Here is a 17,810-nt window from a genome sequence, read left to right as displayed (position 1 = left end):
GGTAGCTGTAGCTGTGCGCGCAGGTCGAACGGGGTTACCCGATCGTTCGGGTCATCCGTTCGCGTAAGAGTGCAGCCCGACAGTCACCAAGTTGACGAAGAACAGGTTGAAGACCGTCGCGGAGAAACCGAGGATGTTGATCCACGCCGCCCGGCTGCCGCGCCACCCGGCTGTCGCACGAGAGTGCAGGTAGGCCGCGTAAACCACCCATGCGACAAAGGCGACGGTCTCCTTCGGGTCCCATCCCCAGAACCGTCCCCATGCCGCCTCGGCCCAGATTCCGCCGCAGATGACGCCGAAGGTGAAGATCGGGAAGGCGATGATCGTGGTCCGGTACGCCACCCGATCGAGGACATCCGCACCCGGCAGACGCTCACCGAGCCGGACAAACTTCGTCTGATCGTGGTCATAACGATTGCGGATCAGGTACAGGATGCTGGCCACACCGGGCACGAGGAACAAACCTGACGCGATGATCGCCGCCGCGACGTGAATGATGATCCAGTACGAGCGCAGCGCGGGCTGCAACGGCGCGGCCTCGGAGTACAGCAGCGTTCCGCCGAGGAACATCAGGATCACGATCGGCAGCAGCACGAACACCGACAACCGGCGGACCGGGAACTTCCTGATCAGCACGAGCCACGTGACCACCGCGACGAGGCACACCGCGGACATGTACTCGTACATGTTTCCCCACGGCACGCGCCCGACGGCCAGGCCGCGCAGCACAAGCGAGCTGAAGTGCAGCAGCGCGCCGAGCGTCAGCAGCGCGGCGGCCATCCGGCCGTAGCGTGCCGAGCGGTCCACCTTGGGCCGGGCGCCGATGGCCTGCACGGGCGCTTCCTCGACCACGCTGGGGCCGCCGACCGTGGCCAGCTCCCGTGCCATCGCACGTTTCGACTTGACCTTGCCGAAGGCCTGCTCGATCAGGGCGAATGCCATCGCGAAGACGTAGACGAAGACAGTCGCGCCGTACATCCAGTCACCGAACTGGGCAAACGTCTCGTTGACCATCAGTTCTTTCCTCCGGTTACCGCACCCGAGAGCCGTTCGAATTCTTCGCCGTATCCGGCCTGGTCAGTACGGGCGAGCCCGCCGACCTCGACCACGGTACGGCCATCGGCCGAAGGTCCGGCACGGACCCACAACCGGCGCCGCTTGATGATCAGCGACGCCCCGATGCCCAGGATGATCGCGATCGCGAACACCAGCACCCACACCTGCGCGGGATCGTGCGACACCTGCAGGTACACCCAGCGCTTCACGCCTTCGAACCGGACAACCGTGCCGTCGTCCAGCTTGATCTCGCCGCCCGGTTCGAGGTTCTGCCGCGCGACCTTCTGCAGCCTGCCGGTGTCGATCATCCGCTGGTCGACCACGAAGATGTTCTGGCCGCGGCCATCGTCGATGCCGAGGTCGCCACGCAGGACGTCGATCGCGACCATCGGATTGCGCAGGTCAGGGAAGCTGGAGTCGAGCAGCGTGCCGTGTAGCCGCGCGGTCGGCGCGAGCAAGCCGGTCACCGCGATCTGCTTGGTCCGGCGCTCTTCCGCGTTGGTGATCCCCGGCGGGTCGAACTTCGTCGCGCCTTCCGACAGCAGCGTGGTCTGGTTCGTCGGCCGCCACTGGGTATCCATCGTGCGCTTCTCGCCGCTGGGGTACGTCACCGAGAACACCGGTGCGTAGCCGTGGCCAAGCAGGTAGATCCGGTCGCCGTCGGTCCGCAGCGGCGAGTTGACCTCCAGGCCGTAGTTCTCCCACTTGCCCGATGTGAGGTCCTTTTCGGACTGGTATTCCAGGTTCGCCCTGTACAGGTCGGGCTGCCCGGTGTCCAGGAAGTTCACGTCGAAGGATTTGACCTTCATACAGAACGGCGACCCGCCCGTGCCGTCGACCAGCAGTCCTGGTTGGAAGGAGTCGTACGGCAGCACGCCCGCGTTGCAGAACTCCTGGCTGCCGTCGGCCTTGATGATGACCTGGCCTTCGTAACCGAAGAGCTTGCCGATGGCCAGCGCGATGATCAGGCCGAGCATGGCGAAGTGGAAGACCAGGTTGCCGGTCTCCCGCAGGTAGCCGCGTTCCGCGGAGATCGTGCGGGTGCCGTCGTCCTCGATCCGCTCGGTCTTGCGCCAGCCGGACAGTGCCTTGTTGGCCCGCGCGATCACCTCGTCCGGCGACGTGTCCACAGTGGACTCACTGTGGTGCGGCATCCGGGCGAGGTTGCGCGGAGTGAGCACAGGCTTGGTGCGCAACGCCTTCGCGTACTCGAACGTCCGCGGCAGCAGGCAGCCGACCAGCGAGATCATCAGCAGGATGTAGATCGAGGCGAACCACACGCTGGCATAGACGTTGTAGAACTGGAGCTTGTCCAGCAGCCGTCCCCACCAGCCGTGTTCGGCGATGTAGTCGGCGACCTTGTTGGCGTTCAACGTCCGCTGCGGCAACAACGCGCCGGGCATCGCCGCGAGCGCGAGCAGGAACAGCAGGATCAGCGCGGTGCGCATGGACGTCAAGGCACGCCATGTGTTGCGCAGGAACGGAATCACAGTGGCAACTCCGTGTCAGAGATGAAGGCGTAGCGCATCCAGGCGATGGCCTCGCCCCACAAGCCAGTGACCAGCAGCACGCCGACCGCGAACATCAGCACACCGCCGAAAATCTGGACCTTGCGGCCGTTGTTACGCAGCCAGGCCGTGGCCCGCACCGCCCACCGCGCACCCAACGCGATCAGCAAGAACGGCACGCCAAGGCCGAGGCAGTAGACGAGCACGAGGAGAATGCCGCGCGCGCTCGTGGTTCCGGTGCTCGCGGCCATCATCAGCACGCCGGACAGCGTCGGCCCGATGCACGGAGTCCACCCGAGACCGAAGACGCCGCCAAGGATCGGCGCGCTGATCAGCCCGCCGCGGGGAAGTTTGTGGAACCGGACGTCCCGCTGCAGCATCGGCACAAGGCCGACGAACACCAGCGCCATCAGGATCATCACCACGCCGCCGACGCGTTGCAGCAGATCCTGGTTGATCAGGAACTGATCGGACAGCCACACCAGGCCGCCGACCGTGACCGTGAAAACGACGGTGAACCCGAGCACGAACAGGCCGACCGCGCCGAGCACCCGGTAGCGGCCGCGCTTGGTCTGCTCATCGGCGTTGACCGCGGGGGCGTCCGCGCCGACCAACGCGGCCAGATAGGCGAGGTAGCCGGGGACCAGCGGCACAACACACGGCGACGCGAACGAGATCATCCCCGCGAGCAGGGAGAGGCCACTGGCGAACAGCAATGGCCCCGACACCGCGATCTCGGTCGGATTCACACATCAGAGGGTATGCACGGCTCCCACCAGGCCTCGAACCGGCACCCAGGACCTAGGTCCCTGGTCACACCTCGTGAGTGGTTATGCGTGTTCTAACCCTGCTAACCACTCACGAGGCCTCAGCAGCCAGTTTGTCCAGCAAAGGATCAAAGTCCGACTTCAGCTTCGCCAGCAGGAACACGTGCGCCACCCGGTGCTGCTTGTCCAAGATGATCGTGCTCGGTACGGCGTTGCGCGGGTACCCCTTGAGGCCAAGCAAGGACCGGCTGCCCGGGTCGTAAATGGACGGGTAGGTCAGCTGGTAGTTCCGGACGAAGTCCTCCGGCATCGAGCGGACGTCGTCCCGCACGTCGATGCCGAGTACTTGGACTTGTCCCTGGCGTTCCTCGTGCACTTTCTGCAGCTCAGGGGCCTCGGCACGGCACGGCCCGCACCACGCGCCCCAGATGTTGATCAGCACGACCTTGCCGGCGTAATCGGACAGTTTGATCTGCTTGCCCGGTTCCATCAGGCTCTCGCCGGTCAGATCGGGCAGCGGCTTGCGGTCCGGGCTGTTGTAGGCGATCTCCAACTGGCCGCCGGGCGCGACGAAGTCGAACTCCGTGCCGCGCACGACCGCGTCCGTCCCGGTCGAGCATCCGGCGACGGCCGCGAAGACCGCCGCGATCACGAGTGCCTTCCTCATGCGCCGGTCACCTTCGGGTCCGTGTGACCAGCAGGCTCCTGGTACGTGATCCGCATGAGCCGCTCGTCGTCGAACTCCAGGGTGGTCAACGAGGCCAGCGAGCACTCGCGGTGCCGCGGGTCGTGCCACAGGCGCTTGGCCTCAAGAAACCGGCGCAACGTCCAGATCGGCAGCTGGTGCGAAACGCAGACCGCCTCGTGGCCTTCGGCGATTGCCCGGGCGCGGTGCGCGGCGCCAAGCATCCGGTGTGCGATCTCCAAATAAGGCTCGCCCCACGACGGCAGGAACGGGTTGGTCAGATGCCGCCAGGCACGCGGCGAACGCAGCGAGCCCGCGCCGACCGAGACCCGCTGACCTTCAAAGACGTTGTCCGGCTCGATCAGCCGGTCGTCCGTGGCCAGCTCGAGCTGGTGCGAATCCACGACCGGCGCCGCAGTCTCCTGGGCCCTCTGCAGAGGCGAGGACACGACATGCGTGATGTCCCGGTCCTTGAGGAACTCCGCAACCGTCAACGCCTGCCTTTTGCCCAGGTCAGACAGACCAAACCCGGGGATGCGGCCGTAGAGGATGCCCGTCGGGTTGTGAACCTCGCCGTGGCGCAGCATGTGGACGATGGTGCGAGTCACTTGACAGCCTCCGCGGCGGCAGCGGCTGCGTGGGGCAGCGCTTCGGCAATGATGGTGAACGCGTCGTCGTCGAGGGCAGCGTTGACGAACCACGCCTCGAACGCGCTCGGCGGTGCGTAGACACCGCGGTCGAGCAGCGCATGGAAAAAGGCGGGAAATCGCCAGGTCTCGGCCTTCTTGGCGCCTTCGTAACTGGTCACCAGGTCCTCAGTGAAGAACACGCTGACCAGGTTGCCCGCGTACTGCACGCGGTGCGGGACGCTCTTCTCGGTGAGCGCGTCCGTGAACAGACCGCCGAGCCGGTGCGCGTTGGCGTCGAGCTTTTCGTAGACGGCAGCGTCGGCGTTCTGCAGCGTGGTGAGCCCGGCAGCGACCGCGACCGGGTTCCCGGAAAGGGTTCCGGCCTGGTAGACGGGCCCCTGCGGAGCCAGCCGGGACATGATCTCCTTACTGCCGCCGAACGCGGCCGCGGGCAACCCGCCGGACATGACCTTGCCGAACGTGTACAGGTCGCCAGCCACGCCCTCCAGCCCGAACCAGCCAGAGCTCGACACCCGGAACCCGGTCATCACTTCGTCGATGATCAGCAAGGCGCCGTACTGAGCGGTCAGCGAACGCAGGCCCTCGTTGAACCCGTTGATCGGCGCGACGGCACCCATGTTCCCGGCCGCGGCCTCGGTGATCACAGCCGCGATGGTGTCGCCATGCTGTTCGAAGGCCGCCCGGACCGCGTCGATGTCGTTGTACGGAAGCACAATCGTGTCGTTGGCCTGCGCGCCCGTGACACCCGGCGTCGTCGGCAGCCCGAGGGTCGCGACACCCGAACCCGCTTCAGCCAGCAGTGCGTCGACGTGACCGTGATAGCACCCAGCGAACTTGATGATCTTCGAGCGCCCGGTGTACCCGCGCGCCAGCCGAATCGCGCTCATGGTCGCCTCGGTACCCGAGTTGACCAGGCGTACCTGCTCCACCGGCCGGACCCGGTTGACGATCTCCTCGGCCAACTCGACCTCGCCCGCGGTTGGCGTACCAAAGGACAGGCCGTTCAGTGCGACCTCCCTGACAGCCTCGACGACCTTCGGGTGCGCGTGCCCAAGGATCATCGGCCCCCACGAGCTGACCAGGTCGACGTAGCGATTGCCGTCCGCGTCCCAGAGGTACGTGCCTTCGCCCTTGACCATGAACCTCGGCGTGCCACCGACCGAGTGGAACGCGCGAACCGGCGAGTTCACCCCGCCAGGGATGAGGGCACTCGCGCGCTCGAACAACTGGGCCGAGGTCTTGACCTGCTCAACACCTGTGCTCACAACTTCAGTCTTACAGGTGAGGGGTTGTGGTCTGACGCACGGGCTGTCGGGCAACAGGCGGTCCCGTGCGCCAGGGTCAAAGGTCCTCAAAGCCCACGGCTACCCCCACCGGCCCCAGAACATCCCCCACCACTCCCGGGGGGACGACCCCTGGCCAGTCTATCGGTGGGGCTTGATCAACAGTGGGGTTCCGCGGCTCTGTGGACAACTGGATTTGCGAACTATCCCTTTGGGATCGGAGTCCGCGGGTCAACTCGACCTTTGGGATCGGAGTCCGCGGGTCAACTCGACCTTTGGGATCGGAGTCCGCAGGTCAGCTTGGCCGTTTGGTGATGGTGTTCGCGGTCACTCCATCCTCGGCGCGTTGGCCCTGCACGAGCACCGACGAGCCGGGGGTGATGTCGGACAGCTTGCCCTCGACGGTCGTCTCCACCTTGGTGGTGTCCGATGTGGTCACCTTGGTTTCGGTGCCGTCGGGCAACTTCACGTAGATGGCGTTGCCCTCGATACGGTCCACCGTCCCCATGGTGCCGCCACGGAACTGGCCGCCACCTTGGCCTTGGCCGCCGCCGCCAGGGCCAATACGCATACCGCCGCCTCCCCCAGGCCGTTGTGGCTGAGCCGCCGCAGCGGTGGAGGAGCCCGCCACAGCGGAGTGTGTCCACACGCCACCGAAGAACGCGACCAGCGCCAGCACCACGACGCCGAGCCCGATGGTGACCTTGGACAACCCGCGTTTGGCCTGGCTGAGCTCCTGGTCCAGATCGCCGGGCAGCGGGGCCGGGGTCTGCTGTGGTTCGGTCATGAGTCCTCTCCTCTAGTCGTGACGCAGGGCTTCGATCGGGCGCAGCGACGCGGCCCTGCCCGCGGGATAGCTGCCGAAGAACAGGCCGATCAGCGCGGACACGCCGAACGCGAGGAAAATCGAGCCGGGCACGACCACTGGCGTGATCCCGGCGATGGTGAACTGGCTGCCGATCACCCCGGCCGCGACGCCCAAAGCACCGCCGAACAAGCTCAGCAACGTCGCCTCGGTCAGGAACTGCCCGAGGATCACGCCCCGCGTCGCGCCAATCGCCTTGCGGATTCCGATCTCACGAATCCGCTCGGTCACGGTCACCAGCATGATGTTCGTAACGCCGATTCCCCCAACCAGCAAGGAAATCGCGGCAACCGAGGCCAACAGGACAGTGAACGTGTCGGTCGCGGTCGTGCGCGTCGCCAGCAGCTGTTCCTGGCTCAGCACACGGAAATCCGCGGTCTGGTTGGCGGCGATCCGGTGCCGTGCGGTCAGAATCGCCGTGATCTCGGCCTGTGCCGCGGACATCGAGTCGGAACTCGTTGCCTGCACGAGGATCTGGTTGACCTGACCATAGCCGGTCAACGAATTCTGCACGGCAGTCAACGGCGCGATCGCGGTGTCGTCGGCGTTGTTCAGGCCGGACGAACCCTTCGACTGCAGCACGCCGATCACGGTGAACTGGATGTTGTCGGCCAGCACCTGTTTGCCGATTGGATCGGCACTGCCGAAAAGTTCCTGCGCGGTCGTCGGGCCGAGGACCATGACCTTGCGGCCCGAGGTCACATCGTCCGAAGTGAACAGCGAGCCGTTGGCGACCGCGCTGTTGGACGTGGTGAAGTACTCCGGGTTCGTGCCGATCAGTTGCGGCACCTGGTAACTGGTGCCCTGGTAGACCGCGGTGACCGGAGTGGACACAACGGGCGAGCTGGCCTTCACGTCCGGCGCGCCAAGCGGATCGGCCAAAGCCTTGGCGTCCTCGACGGTCAACGGCCGCGCGTTCGCGTTCTGCCCACCGGCACGCGAAACGGTCAGGACGTTGGTGCCAAGGCCCGCGATGCTTTGCTCGATCGAAGCCGACGCCCCACTGCCCACCGCGACAAGCAGAATCACGGCAGCGACACCGATCATGATGCCAAGGGTCGTCAGACCGGAGCGCAGTTTGTTGGCCGCGAGCCCACGCAAAGCGAACCGCAGCACCTCGCCGAACTTCACGACAGCGCTCCCGTCATGTGCCACCGCGCGGTGTCTTCGACGATCTGGCCGTCGGAAACACGGACCATTCGAGCGGCGTGCCCAGCGACGTGGTCCTCATGGGTGATCATCACGATCGTCCGGCCGATCCGGTTGAGCCGGTCGAACACGGCCAGTACCTCGGCAGTGCTTTCGCTGTCCAGGTTTCCGGTCGGTTCGTCGGCAAGCACCATCGCCGGGCCGGTCACCAGCGCACGCGCCAACGCGACGCGCTGTTGCTGGCCACCGGAAAGCTGGTTCGGTTTGTGGCCCGCGCGGTCGACGAGCCCAACCATTTCCAGGGCCGCCATTGCTCGCTCACGTCGCTGCTTGCGGCCGACACCAGCGTAGACAAGTGGTATCTCCACATTGGACAGTGCGGAGGTTCGGGGTACCAGGTTGTATGACTGGAAGACAAAGCCGATCTTTCGGTTACGTACCAATGAGAGCTGTCGTTCGTTGAGATCACCGACGTCGATTCCGTCCAGTTTGTACGTTCCACTGCTCGGCACGTCCAGGCAGCCGAGCACGTTCAGCAAGGTCGATTTGCCCGAACCGGACGCGCCCATGATCGCCAGGTATTCGCCGGGCCACACGGTCAGATCCACGCCACGCAACGCGTGCACTTCGGTCTCACCCGTGCCGTAGGTCTTGTGCAGCGCGCTGACTTCGATGACCGGCTTCATCGCCCGGTCCCGCCGCCGCCAGGCTGCTGGATCCGGACGCCACCGCCTCCGCCGCCACCAAAGCCGCCACCGCCGAAGCCACCACCGCCACCGCGTTCCTGCTGGCCGGTCGTGGCCGGAGCCGTCGGCAGGACGACCTGGTCGCCGACGTTCAGCCCGGACGTCACCTGCACCAAGGACTCGCTGCGCACACCGATCTCGATGGCACGGCTCGTCTCCTGACCGTTGGCGAGAATGTTCACCGTGTGCGACGTGCCGACCGTGCGCATCGCGGCCGACGGAATCGCGATCACGTCATCCGCCCTGGCAACCGTGATCGCGACGCTCGCGGACTGTCCCGGCCGCAACTGCGCGGGAGGCGTGTTCAGCGTCAGCGTCACGCCGTAGGTCACAACGTTGTTGGAGCCCGTCGTGGCGGTCAGGTCGATCGCCGACACCTTGGCCGCTTGCGGGGTGTCGGGCAACGCGTTCAGCGTGACCGTGGCGTCCTGGCCCGCTTTGACCTTGGCCACGTCGATTTCCGCGAGGTTCGCCTTGACCTGCAGGCCAGCAAGGTTCGTGATCGTGATGAACCCGGACGAAGTGGACGACGAAGACGACGAACTGGCCACGCCCCCACCAGACGAACCGCTACCGGATGAAGATCCGGATTTCTGCCCCACAGTGCCGTTCACCGAGGTCACGGTCCCGTCGCCGGGTGCGGCCAGCGTGGTCGCGTTGACCACCTCCTGCGCCTGCTCGACGCTGACCTCGGCCTGGTCCACCTGTGCCTGTAAGGACTTCGTGCTCTGCGACTGTCCCTGCTGAGAGGTCGTGGTGCCCGCGTTGGCCAGGTTCTCCCGTGCCGCGCTCAGGCTGGACTTGGCCGCCGCGAGCTGTAGTTTCGCCTGTTTGTCGTCCAGTTTGGCCAGCTGCTGGCCCTTGGTGACGGTGTCGCCGACCTTGACGTTGATCTGCGTGATCGTGCCGCCCGTGGCGAAGTCCGCGGTCCCGGTGTAGCTGCTTTCCACGTTGCCAGCGGCGGAAACCGTTTCCACGACATCGGTCTGTGTCGCCGCGACGGACCGGACGCCGGTCGGCGTTGCCGCGTTGGAACTCGGCCACAAGAAGGTGTACGCACCCCAGCCCGCGGCGACAAGAGCCACCACGAGTACCCCATTGATCACCCACGCACGGCGTCCGCGTCTCATGCCGCAATATTTGGCGCGGCACTTCCGAGCTCCCTAGAAACAAGCTGGGAGTTAGCTGGGAACGCTCACGCCCGATGCTTGGGGCGAGTCCGAGCCGCCAGCACCAGCTGGCGCAAGGCGTCGACCACCAGCAGACCTGCGATCGTGCCGGAGAAGATCGCCAGTGACATCCAGTGACCGTAGTAGCGGTGCGACACGAGCGTGCGGCCGTCGTCGAACACCGTGGTGATGGTCGCGATGCCCTTCGGCCACAACCAGAAGCCCAGCCAGACCAGCGCGGCGGCGACCAGCAGCTCCGCAGCGGCGACGAGCGCGCGCTTCGGCTGGTTCAGCTTCGCACGCACCGGCGGCAGCGCGGGAAGCTCGGGTTCCTGCTCCGGGGCGGCCTTCGGCTGGGCAGTCACACTAAGCAGCTTCTCACGAGTCGATTCGTTCGCGCAGGGCAGCCCGCAAGGCTTCGCCGTCCTGCGCCCACGCGAGCACGGTCGTGCCGTCCCACAGCTTCAGCGGAACAGACTCGAATTTGCGCGGCACGGCCAGGCCACCACCGAGAACACGCGCCGCCATCGGGGTCCCGACCTCCTCGTCAGCCGCGGCGATCTGGTCGAGCGGCAGCTCCTCGCGGCCCTGGCGCAGCGTCAGGTGGGTCAGCTCGACCGAGCAGATCCTGCGCCTCGCCTGGACCCATACCGCGGCGGCACCGGCGAACAAGAACGCGACGATGACCCACGCGACGACGTGCACCGGCCCGGTCGTCCACTCGACGGTCGCGCCGACCAGCGCGAAAACCGGTCCCCACAGCACCGGCCACCAGGTGGAACCGGGTTCGGAGTAGAAGACCGGCGCGGTCATCGCGGCGGCGGCACCTTGCGGAACTGGCGGAAGTACGCGTTGGACGGCGGCATGAACATGTACACAAGACCAGCCGCGGTGATCACAACCGAGACCAACGCGAGCCAGTCGGAAAACCCGACCGCGGAAGCCTGCGAGAACAGACCGGCGACCGCGAACGCGGTGATCACGATCCGGGCCCAGTTACGGCCGGACCGCATCTTCCATGCGAAGAACACCATCAGCAGCGCGCCCGCGATGAACCCGACGTAGAGCATCGTCTTGATCGTGCTCGGCGGCAGCTGCGCCTCGGGACGGCCAACGGACTGCTGGAGGAACTGCTGGACCACGACGTCGACGTCGATGGCCTGCAGCACCGTCGACACCACCGCGGACAGCACCCACACCCAGAAGGCGATGTTCACTTCCTTGGGCACCGCGGGTTTCGGCGGTTTCTGCTCGGTGTACTTCGGTGCGGGGAAAAGCGGGTCGGACACGGGAAAGACTCCTAGACCTCGGCCGAAAAGTAGGTCTTGGCTTGGTACGGCACGAACATCAACAACGCACCGACCACCGACAGCAGCACGCCGAGCAGCACGATATAGCTGACCGGGAACAGCACGCTGATCACCAGGTGCACGATGCCCGCGATGAGCAGCCTGGTGCGCGCCTTGCGCACGCCTATACGCATCTGCCTGCCGAAATACACGTACAGCGACCCGAACAGTACCGCGAGGATGAGCGTCAGCCAGACGAACGAGTTGGCGCCCGAACGGACCTGATCGACATTCAACGCCGGGTTCTGCCGAATGGTCGTCTCGATCAACTGGTCCTTGAAATAGAAGAACAGCACGGCGTCGAGCAGGCCGACAACGGCAGCACCCACCCAGAACCAGAACGACACGCGAACCATCAAAGGCGCGGCCGTCTCACCGTCCGAAATGCGCATCTTCACGACACGCACGCTACTCTCAGCCCTCGCGGAGCCAGCCCGCGACCTCGACTGCCCAGTACGTGAGCACAATGTCGGCTCCGGCGCGCCGGATCGACGTGAGCGCCTCGGTGATCGTGCGCCGCCGGTCGAGCCAGCCGTTCGCGGCCGCCGCCTCGATCATCGAGTACTCGCCGGAGACCAGGTACGCGGCCACCGGGACGTCCGAGATCTCCGCGGTCGCCCTGATCACGTCGAGGTACGCCAGCGCGGGCTTGACCATCACCATGTCCGCGCCTTCGGCGAGGTCGAGCTGGACCTCGCGGAGCGACTCACGGATGTTGCCGGGGTCCTGTTGGTAGGCCTTGCGGTCGCCTTTGAGCTGCGAGTCCACCGCGTCGCGGAACGGGCCGTAGAACGCCGATGCGTACTTCGCCGAGTAGGCGAGGATGCCGGTCTCCTGGAAGCCCGCGTCGTCGAGCGCGCTGCGGACCACGCCGACCTGGCCGTCCATCATCCCGCTCGGGCCGAGCACGTGAGCTCCGGCACGGGCCTGGGCGACCGCCATCTCGGCGTAGATCTCCAGGGTCGCGTCGTTGTCGACGTTGCCCTGCGCGTCGAGCACGCCACAGTGGCCGTGATCGGTGAACTCGTCGAGGCACAGGTCGGACATGATCACCGTGCTGTCGCCGACCTCGTCGTAGACGTCCCGCAGCGCGACATTCAGGATGCCGTCCGGGTCCGTCGCGCCCGAGCCGACAGCGTCGTGCTTCTCCGGCACGCCGAACAGCATCAAGCCGCCGACACCGGCCTGAACGGCCTCGACGGCGGCTTTGCGCAGTGAGTCACGGCTGTGCTGGAGCACGCCGGGCATGGAGGAAAGGGCGACCGGCTCGGTCAGCCCTTCCTTCACGAACATCGGCAGGATCATCTGCTCCGGCCGCAGCGTCGTCTCGCTCACCATCCGCCGGAGCGCCGCAGTGCGGCGCAACCGACGGGGACGATGACTCGGGAACATCAGCGACGCGCCCGCTTCGTCTTGCGGGGCGGCGGCAACGCGCCTTCGGCACGCAGCCGGGCCGCGTGCTCAGCGAGAGCGTCGACCAGCGCCGGGATCTGCGGCACCTCGGGCTGAACGTCAACCCGCAGGCCGAATTCACGGGCGGTTTCCGCGGTCTTCGGGCCGATGCAGGCAACGAGCGTGCGAGCGTGCGGCTTTCCTGCGATACCAACAAGGTTACGGACCGTGGAGGACGAGGTGAAGCACACCGCGTCGAAGCCACCGGTCTTGATCATCTCGCGGGTCTCGGCTGGCGGCGGCGCGGCGCGCACCGTGCGGTACGCCGTCACGTCGTCGATCTCCCAGCCGCGGTCGCGCAGACCGGCCGCGAGGGTCTCGGTGGCAATGTCGGCCCGTGGCAACAGAACCCGGTCGACCGGGTCGAGAATGTCGTCGTACGGCGGGAAGTCCGCGAGCAGACCCTCACTGGACTGCTCACCCGACGGGATCAGCTCGGGGATGATGCCGAACGACCGCACCCTGGCCGCCGTCGACTCACCGACACAAGCGATCTTCACGCCGGAGAACGCGCGAGCGTCCAAACCGAACTCGGAGAACTTCTCCCACACCGCGCGAACCGCGTTGGTCGAGGTGAACACGACCCACTGGTAGCGGCCGTCAACCAAACCCTTGACCGAACGCTCCATCTGCGCCGGGCTACGCGGCGGCTCGACGGAGATCGTCGGGACCTCGGACGGGATCGCGCCGTGGATCCGCAGCCGCTCGCTCATCTCCTGCGCCTGGTCCTTGGTGCGCGGCACGAGGACCTTCCAGCCGTAGAGCGCGCGCGACTCCCACCACGACAGCTTCGAGCGACCGGCCACCTCTTGTCCCACAGTGACAATGAGGTTGCCAACGAGCTCACCAGCGTCCGCCGCAAGGGATGCGAGCGTGGTGTCGATCGTGCGCTGCGACGAGCCCGTGCCGTCGGAGGTGACGGCGACCGGGGTCTGCGGCGCAAGACCGTGCTCCACCAACGAAGACGCGGCCTCGGCGAGGTTGCTTGCGTTGGCGTGCAACACAAGCGGACCGTGCACGCCGGCCAGACCGGCCCAGTCGACCGTGCCGCGAATGTCCACTTCGGTGTGTTGTGAGCCGAGCGCGACACCCGCGTACGCCGGAACCGCAGTGCCCGCAGGCACTCCAGGCACGACGTCGTAGGAGGTGGCGTTCTTGGCAACCGCTTGCGTCTCGGCGACGACAGCGGTCTGCGTCAACGGGTCACCGGCGACCAACCGGACAACCGAACGCCCGGCCTTCGCCTCGTTCGCGAGATCCTTCGCCACGTCGGCGGGCTGGCCGACGGCAGGCCGTACCTCGGCGTCGGCCTTGGCGTACGCGAGTACGCCAGCAGGCACGTCGGGGTCGGTCACCACCAGTTCGGCGCGCTCGATCAGCTCGCGTGCGCGAACCGTGAGCAGCCCGGCGTCTCCGGGGCCGGAGCCTACGAATGCGACGCGGCCAGGGGCCTTACGTGCATTGGTCGTCATTTCAGGGCACTTCCCATCAACTACGGCTCTCGGGGCCGGAAAGCACACCGGCGCCGAGGTCGAGCAGTTCCGCGGCCAGGTCACGGCCAAGCTGCTCGGCAGCGGTCAGGTCACCAGTGGCCGAGGCGCGAAGAAGATCGACGACGACGGGGTTGCCGTCCTCGCCCTTCGCGTAAACCGCGGCGACGCCACGCAACGACAGGCGCATCACCACGCGCCCGTCGTCGTCGAGGTCCTCCACGACATCGGCCAGTGCGCCAACGGGCGCGTTGCAGCCGGCTTCGAGCTTGGCCAGCATGGCCCGCTCAGCGGCTACAGCAGCCCTGGTGGCTTGATCGTCCACAATGGAGCGAAGAAGGTGTTCGACGTCAACGTCGTCGACACGGCACTCGACCGCGAGCGCACCCTGCGCGGGCGCGGGCAGCATCTGGATCGGCTCGAGTACCTCGGTGATCACGTCGAGGCGGCCGAGCCTGGAAAGGCCGGCCTTGGCAAGGACGACCGCATCCAGCTCGCCGTCGGTCACCTTGCGCACCCGAGTGTCCACATTGCCCCGCAGGCCGACGATCCGCAGCCCGAGCCCCAGCGCTTCCAGCTGAGCGGCCCGGCGCGGGGAACCCGTGCCAACGGTCGATCCGGGAGGCAGCTCGCCGAGCGTCAACCCGTCCCGCGCCACCAACGCGTCCCTCGGATCCTCACGTAGCGGCACAGCCGCGAGCGCGAGCCGAGGGTCCGGCGCGGTGGGCAAGTCCTTGTATGAGTGGACAGCGACGTCCACTTGGTCGTCGGCGAGCGCGTCGCGCAGCGCCGAGGTGAACACGCCGACACCGATCTCCGCGATCGGCTTGTCCGACCGGTCACCTGGCGTCGACACGGTGACGATCTCGACGTTCACGTCGCCCTCGCGCTCAAGCGCGTCGGCGACCATCCGCGTCTGCGTCAACGCCAAAGCGCTGCCGCGGGTCCCAATCCTGATGGTCCGCTTCATTTCTACAGTTCACCGTCCACACGGGACTTCGTGATCGCGTCCGGCTTCGCCGGGTCGAGTGCGAACAGTTCCCGCAGAGCGTCGGCGTAACCGGCGCCAGCGGGGTTCGCGGCGAGCTGCTTCACCCGCACAGTCGGGGTGTGCAACAGCTTGTCCACAACACGTCGGACCGTGCGCGCGAGCTCATCACGCACCGCACCGTCCAAATCGGGCAGCTTCGAGTCGAGCCGGAGCAGCTCGGAGTCAACGACTTCGGCGGCACGGCGACGCAACGCCGTGACGGTCGGCGTGACCTCAGCGGAACGCTGCGCGGCAAGGTACGCCTGAACTTCCTCGGCGACGATGCTCGCGGCCCGCGCGGCACCCTGGCCACTCGGCGCGTCGGCAAGCCGCCGCTGCAGGCTTTCCAGGTCGACGACCGTGACGTTGTCGATGTCCGCGACACCGTGCTCGACGTCCCTCGGCAGACCAAGGTCGCAGACGACCAAAGGCTTGTCGCGCTTGAGAATGTGGGCCTGACGGATAACCGCGGTCACCGCACCGGTGCACGAGACAACAACATCCGCCTCGGCGATGCGCTGTTCAAGGTCTTCAAGACCAACAGCGGTCGCCGGGATGCCGTCTTCGACGAGCGTGTTGGCAAGCCGGGAACCGTTGGCCTGCGAGCGGTTCGCGATGACAACCTGTCCGATTTCCGCGCGCTTCAAAGCAGCGACGGCAAGACCACCCATCGAACCGGCGCCAACGACAAGCGCTTTCCGCCCAGCGAGGCCATTGAGCGTGGTTTCCGCGTCCAACAAGGCTTCCGAGACAACGGAGCCACCGGCCTGGTCGAGATCGGTCTCCGAGTGAGCACGCTTGCCAACGCGCAAAGCCTTCTGCGTCAACTCATGCAGAACGCGACCGACCGTGCCGTGTTCACGCGCGGTGTTGTACGCGGTGCGCACCTGACCGAGGATCTGCGCCTCACCGACGACCATCGAGTCAAGGCCCGCGGTGACGGTGAAGAGGTGCTCGACGGCAGCGCCCGCGTAGTGCACGTACAGGTGCCGGTAAAGCGAAGCAGTTGGCTGACCGGAATGCCGGGACAGCACGTCGACCACGTCCGACAAACCGCCGTGGAACGCGTCGACGACGGCGTAGATCTCAACCCGGTTGCAGGTCGAAACGAGAATCGCCTCGGAAACGTTGACGCACTGCAGAAGGTCGGCGAGCACCTTGTCGGTCTTGTCGGCGGGTACGGCCACCCGCTCGAGCAGATCGACATCGGCGGTGCGATGGGAAACCCCAACCGCGAGAACACTCATCGCCCGATCACCACCCCGTCGACAGTGCCCAGTGCCGGGGAGTTGACGTTCATGCTGTCCGCCCTGCGAGCGACGTGGAACGACAGAATCTGAAGTTCGACCGCGAGATCAACCTTGCGAACCTCGACATGGTCAGGAACCTGGAGCACAACGGGTGCGAAGTTCACGATGCTCGCGACACCCCCAGCGACCAACCGGTCGCACACAGCCTGCGCGGCGGCTGGCGGAGTCGCGATGACGCCGATGGAGATCTCCCGCTCGGCGCAAACCTTGGGGATGTCATCGATGTGGCTGACGGGAAGGCCGCCGACGGGCACCCCGACGAGATCGGGGTCGACATCGAAAAGCGCGGCCACGGGGAACCCCCTGCTCGGGAACCCGCCGTAGTTGGCGAGTGCATGTCCGAGGTTACCGATTCCGACGACCGCGACGCTGTGGCTGCGGGTCAGGCCGAGGATCCGTTCGATCTGATCGACAAGCACGCTGACCTCGTAACCAACACCACGCGTGCCATAGGAACCGATGTACGAGAGGTCCTTACGCAATTTCGCGGAGTTCACACCGGCCGCGGCAGCCAACTCCTCGGACGAGAGAGTGACGATGCCCTGTTCGGCCATGCCACTGAGCACTCGGAGGTAGACCGCGAGCCGCGCGACAGCCGCCTCAGGAATGGCACGCGCGCGCTGCATAGGCGTGTCCGACACCGGCGGGATCGGCATGGTGACTTCGGCTGCGTTGGGTGCAGCATCCCGGTCACCGCCACGCTGCCCACGCGCTGCCGCCACGCTGCTACTCCTCACCGAAACCCGGACTGATCCCGGAGACATGTCCGGGCTGATGTGCTTACGGTAGCCATTTGTGAACGAATGCACAAAGTGGCTGGAACTGGGCTTGACGCGGTTCACATCGCGTCTCACCGGAGGACACACCAGCGACCCCATCGGATCAGCATCCCCCGTCGCGGCCGCCGACGGAATGTGACGTCCCACCCAAGTAAGAACGACGTTCCGGCGAGCGAAGCGAGCGGGAAAAGTCGCTGATGGGTGGCAGCGCGTGTCTGCCGCTCCGGCATGGTGTGTTGAACGCGCGAGCGGCGCACGACGGCGACCAGCGAGGCACGTAGCGAGTCGAGCAGTTTGACTCACCAGGCCGGTGGGGCGGACACGCGAGAAACCCGCCAACCCAACCCACCTGGAAAGCAGCGAACCACCACGGCCCGAAAAGCCCGAACTCAACCCACCCGAAAAATCCCCCATGCCAGCTCCCCCAACCGACGAAAAACCCCAGCTCAAACCCAATTTCCACCCCAAAAACGCCCCCAACGCATCCCCCACCACTCCCGGGGGGACGACCCCTGGCCAGTC

The 17,810-nt window shown here is 66.3% G+C and carries 19 protein-coding genes; all 19 read right to left on the bottom strand.

All coding sequences use genetic code 11. The features are described from left to right. Positions 1-51: 51 nt before the first annotated feature. The 19 genes from ccsB to LWC34_RS22580 all read right to left on the bottom strand — a co-directional run bounded on the left by ccsB (position 52) and on the right by LWC34_RS22580 (position 17,231). Entirely contained in the window at positions 52-1,017 is a 966-nt protein-coding gene (ccsB, locus tag LWC34_RS22670) for a c-type cytochrome biogenesis protein CcsB (RefSeq protein ID WP_233728831.1), read from the bottom strand. Then, entirely contained in the window at positions 1,014-2,546 is a 1,533-nt protein-coding gene (resB, locus tag LWC34_RS22665) for a cytochrome c biogenesis protein ResB (RefSeq protein ID WP_372496568.1), read from the bottom strand. Before resB ends, ccsB begins: the two co-directional genes overlap by 4 nt. Next, a complete protein-coding gene (locus LWC34_RS22660; RefSeq protein WP_233727174.1) occupies positions 2,543-3,313 on the bottom strand; it encodes a cytochrome c biogenesis CcdA family protein in 771 nt (256 codons plus the stop codon). The genes resB and LWC34_RS22660 overlap by 4 nt, the downstream gene beginning before the upstream one ends. A gap of 109 nt (positions 3,314-3,422) precedes the next feature. Then, complete coding sequence (locus tag LWC34_RS22655) at positions 3,423-3,998, bottom strand: TlpA family protein disulfide reductase (RefSeq protein ID WP_233727173.1); 576 nt, start codon at positions 3,996-3,998, stop codon at positions 3,423-3,425. Continuing rightward, on the bottom strand, positions 3,995-4,603 hold the full coding sequence (locus LWC34_RS22650) for a histidine phosphatase family protein (protein WP_233728827.1): 609 nt from the start codon (positions 4,601-4,603) through the stop codon (positions 3,995-3,997). Before LWC34_RS22650 ends, LWC34_RS22655 begins: the two co-directional genes overlap by 4 nt. Positions 4,604-4,620: 17 nt before the next feature. After that, complete coding sequence (gene hemL, locus LWC34_RS22645; protein WP_233727172.1) at positions 4,621-5,931, bottom strand: glutamate-1-semialdehyde 2,1-aminomutase; 1,311 nt, start codon at positions 5,929-5,931, stop codon at positions 4,621-4,623. 313 nt (positions 5,932-6,244) lie between these two features. Next, positions 6,245-6,736, bottom strand: coding sequence for a hypothetical protein (locus LWC34_RS22640; RefSeq protein ID WP_233727171.1), 492 nt, complete (start codon positions 6,734-6,736; stop codon positions 6,245-6,247). Positions 6,737-6,748: 12 nt separating this feature from the next. Continuing rightward, the gene (locus tag LWC34_RS22635) at positions 6,749-7,945 is read right to left on the bottom strand and encodes an ABC transporter permease (protein WP_233727170.1); all 1,197 of its coding nucleotides are present in this window, start codon (positions 7,943-7,945) and stop codon (positions 6,749-6,751) included. Then, positions 7,942-8,649, bottom strand: coding sequence for an ABC transporter ATP-binding protein (locus LWC34_RS22630; RefSeq protein ID WP_233727169.1), 708 nt, complete (start codon positions 8,647-8,649; stop codon positions 7,942-7,944). The genes LWC34_RS22635 and LWC34_RS22630 overlap by 4 nt, the downstream gene beginning before the upstream one ends. After that, positions 8,646-9,839, bottom strand: a complete 1,194-nt coding sequence (locus LWC34_RS22625; protein ID WP_233727168.1) for an efflux RND transporter periplasmic adaptor subunit — start codon at positions 9,837-9,839, stop codon at positions 8,646-8,648. The genes LWC34_RS22630 and LWC34_RS22625 overlap by 4 nt, the downstream gene beginning before the upstream one ends. Before the next feature lie 65 nt (positions 9,840-9,904). Next, entirely contained in the window at positions 9,905-10,243 is a 339-nt protein-coding gene (locus tag LWC34_RS22620; protein WP_233727167.1) for a hypothetical protein, read from the bottom strand. A gap of 13 nt (positions 10,244-10,256) precedes the next feature. Further along, positions 10,257-10,691, bottom strand: coding sequence for a transport-regulating membrane protein Mce1N (mce1N, locus tag LWC34_RS22615; protein WP_233727166.1), 435 nt, complete (start codon positions 10,689-10,691; stop codon positions 10,257-10,259). Continuing rightward, entirely contained in the window at positions 10,688-11,167 is a 480-nt protein-coding gene (locus tag LWC34_RS22610) for a hypothetical protein (protein WP_233727165.1), read from the bottom strand. Before LWC34_RS22610 ends, mce1N begins: the two co-directional genes overlap by 4 nt. 11 nt (positions 11,168-11,178) lie before the next feature. Next, positions 11,179-11,625, bottom strand: a complete 447-nt coding sequence (locus tag LWC34_RS22605; RefSeq protein WP_233727164.1) for a hypothetical protein — start codon at positions 11,623-11,625, stop codon at positions 11,179-11,181. Positions 11,626-11,641: 16 nt separating this feature from the next. Next, positions 11,642-12,619: a porphobilinogen synthase gene (hemB, locus tag LWC34_RS22600; protein WP_233727163.1), complete on the bottom strand. Its 978-nt coding sequence runs from the start codon at positions 12,617-12,619 to the stop codon at positions 11,642-11,644. Next, positions 12,619-14,151, bottom strand: a complete 1,533-nt coding sequence (locus LWC34_RS22595; RefSeq protein ID WP_233727162.1) for a bifunctional uroporphyrinogen-III C-methyltransferase/uroporphyrinogen-III synthase — start codon at positions 14,149-14,151, stop codon at positions 12,619-12,621. Before LWC34_RS22595 ends, hemB begins: the two co-directional genes overlap by 1 nt. A 16-nt stretch (positions 14,152-14,167) precedes the next feature. Next, positions 14,168-15,139, bottom strand: a complete 972-nt coding sequence (hemC, locus tag LWC34_RS22590; RefSeq protein ID WP_233727161.1) for a hydroxymethylbilane synthase — start codon at positions 15,137-15,139, stop codon at positions 14,168-14,170. Between the two features lie 2 nt (positions 15,140-15,141). After that, positions 15,142-16,446, bottom strand: a complete 1,305-nt coding sequence (locus LWC34_RS22585; protein ID WP_233727160.1) for a glutamyl-tRNA reductase — start codon at positions 16,444-16,446, stop codon at positions 15,142-15,144. Next, positions 16,443-17,231, bottom strand: a complete 789-nt coding sequence (locus LWC34_RS22580; RefSeq protein WP_372496567.1) for a redox-sensing transcriptional repressor Rex — start codon at positions 17,229-17,231, stop codon at positions 16,443-16,445. Before LWC34_RS22580 ends, LWC34_RS22585 begins: the two co-directional genes overlap by 4 nt. Positions 17,232-17,810 lie beyond the last annotated feature (579 nt).

The organism is Kibdelosporangium philippinense, from assembly GCF_021390435.2.
GTDB lineage: Bacteria > Actinomycetota > Actinomycetes > Mycobacteriales > Pseudonocardiaceae > Kibdelosporangium > Kibdelosporangium philippinense.
The sequence above is the reverse complement of the archived record's forward strand: the minus strand, read 5'-3'. Positions and strand labels throughout refer to the sequence as shown.

Bases quoted from the DNA above. Each gene is read 5' to 3' on its own strand.
- LWC34_RS22655 (WP_233727173.1), bottom strand. From the start codon at position 3,998: ATGAGGAAGGCACTCGTGATCGCGGCGGTCTTCGCGGCCGTCGCCGGA.
- LWC34_RS22650 (WP_233728827.1), bottom strand. From the start codon at position 4,603: ATGCTGCGCCACGGCGAGGTTCACAACCCGACGGGCATCCTCTACGGC.
- LWC34_RS22640 (WP_233727171.1), bottom strand. From the start codon at position 6,736: ATGACCGAACCACAGCAGACCCCGGCCCCGCTGCCCGGCGATCTGGAC.
- LWC34_RS22630 (WP_233727169.1), bottom strand. From the start codon at position 8,649: ATGAAGCCGGTCATCGAAGTCAGCGCGCTGCACAAGACCTACGGCACG.
- LWC34_RS22625 (WP_233727168.1), bottom strand. From the start codon at position 9,839: ATGAGACGCGGACGCCGTGCGTGGGTGATCAATGGGGTACTCGTGGTG.
- mce1N (WP_233727166.1), bottom strand. From the start codon at position 10,691: ATGACCGCGCCGGTCTTCTACTCCGAACCCGGTTCCACCTGGTGGCCG.
- hemB (WP_233727163.1), bottom strand. From the start codon at position 12,619: ATGTTCCCGAGTCATCGTCCCCGTCGGTTGCGCCGCACTGCGGCGCTC.
- LWC34_RS22595 (WP_233727162.1), bottom strand. From the start codon at position 14,151: ATGACGACCAATGCACGTAAGGCCCCTGGCCGCGTCGCATTCGTAGGC.
- hemC (WP_233727161.1), bottom strand. From the start codon at position 15,139: ATGAAGCGGACCATCAGGATTGGGACCCGCGGCAGCGCTTTGGCGTTG.
- LWC34_RS22585 (WP_233727160.1), bottom strand. From the start codon at position 16,446: ATGAGTGTTCTCGCGGTTGGGGTTTCCCATCGCACCGCCGATGTCGAT.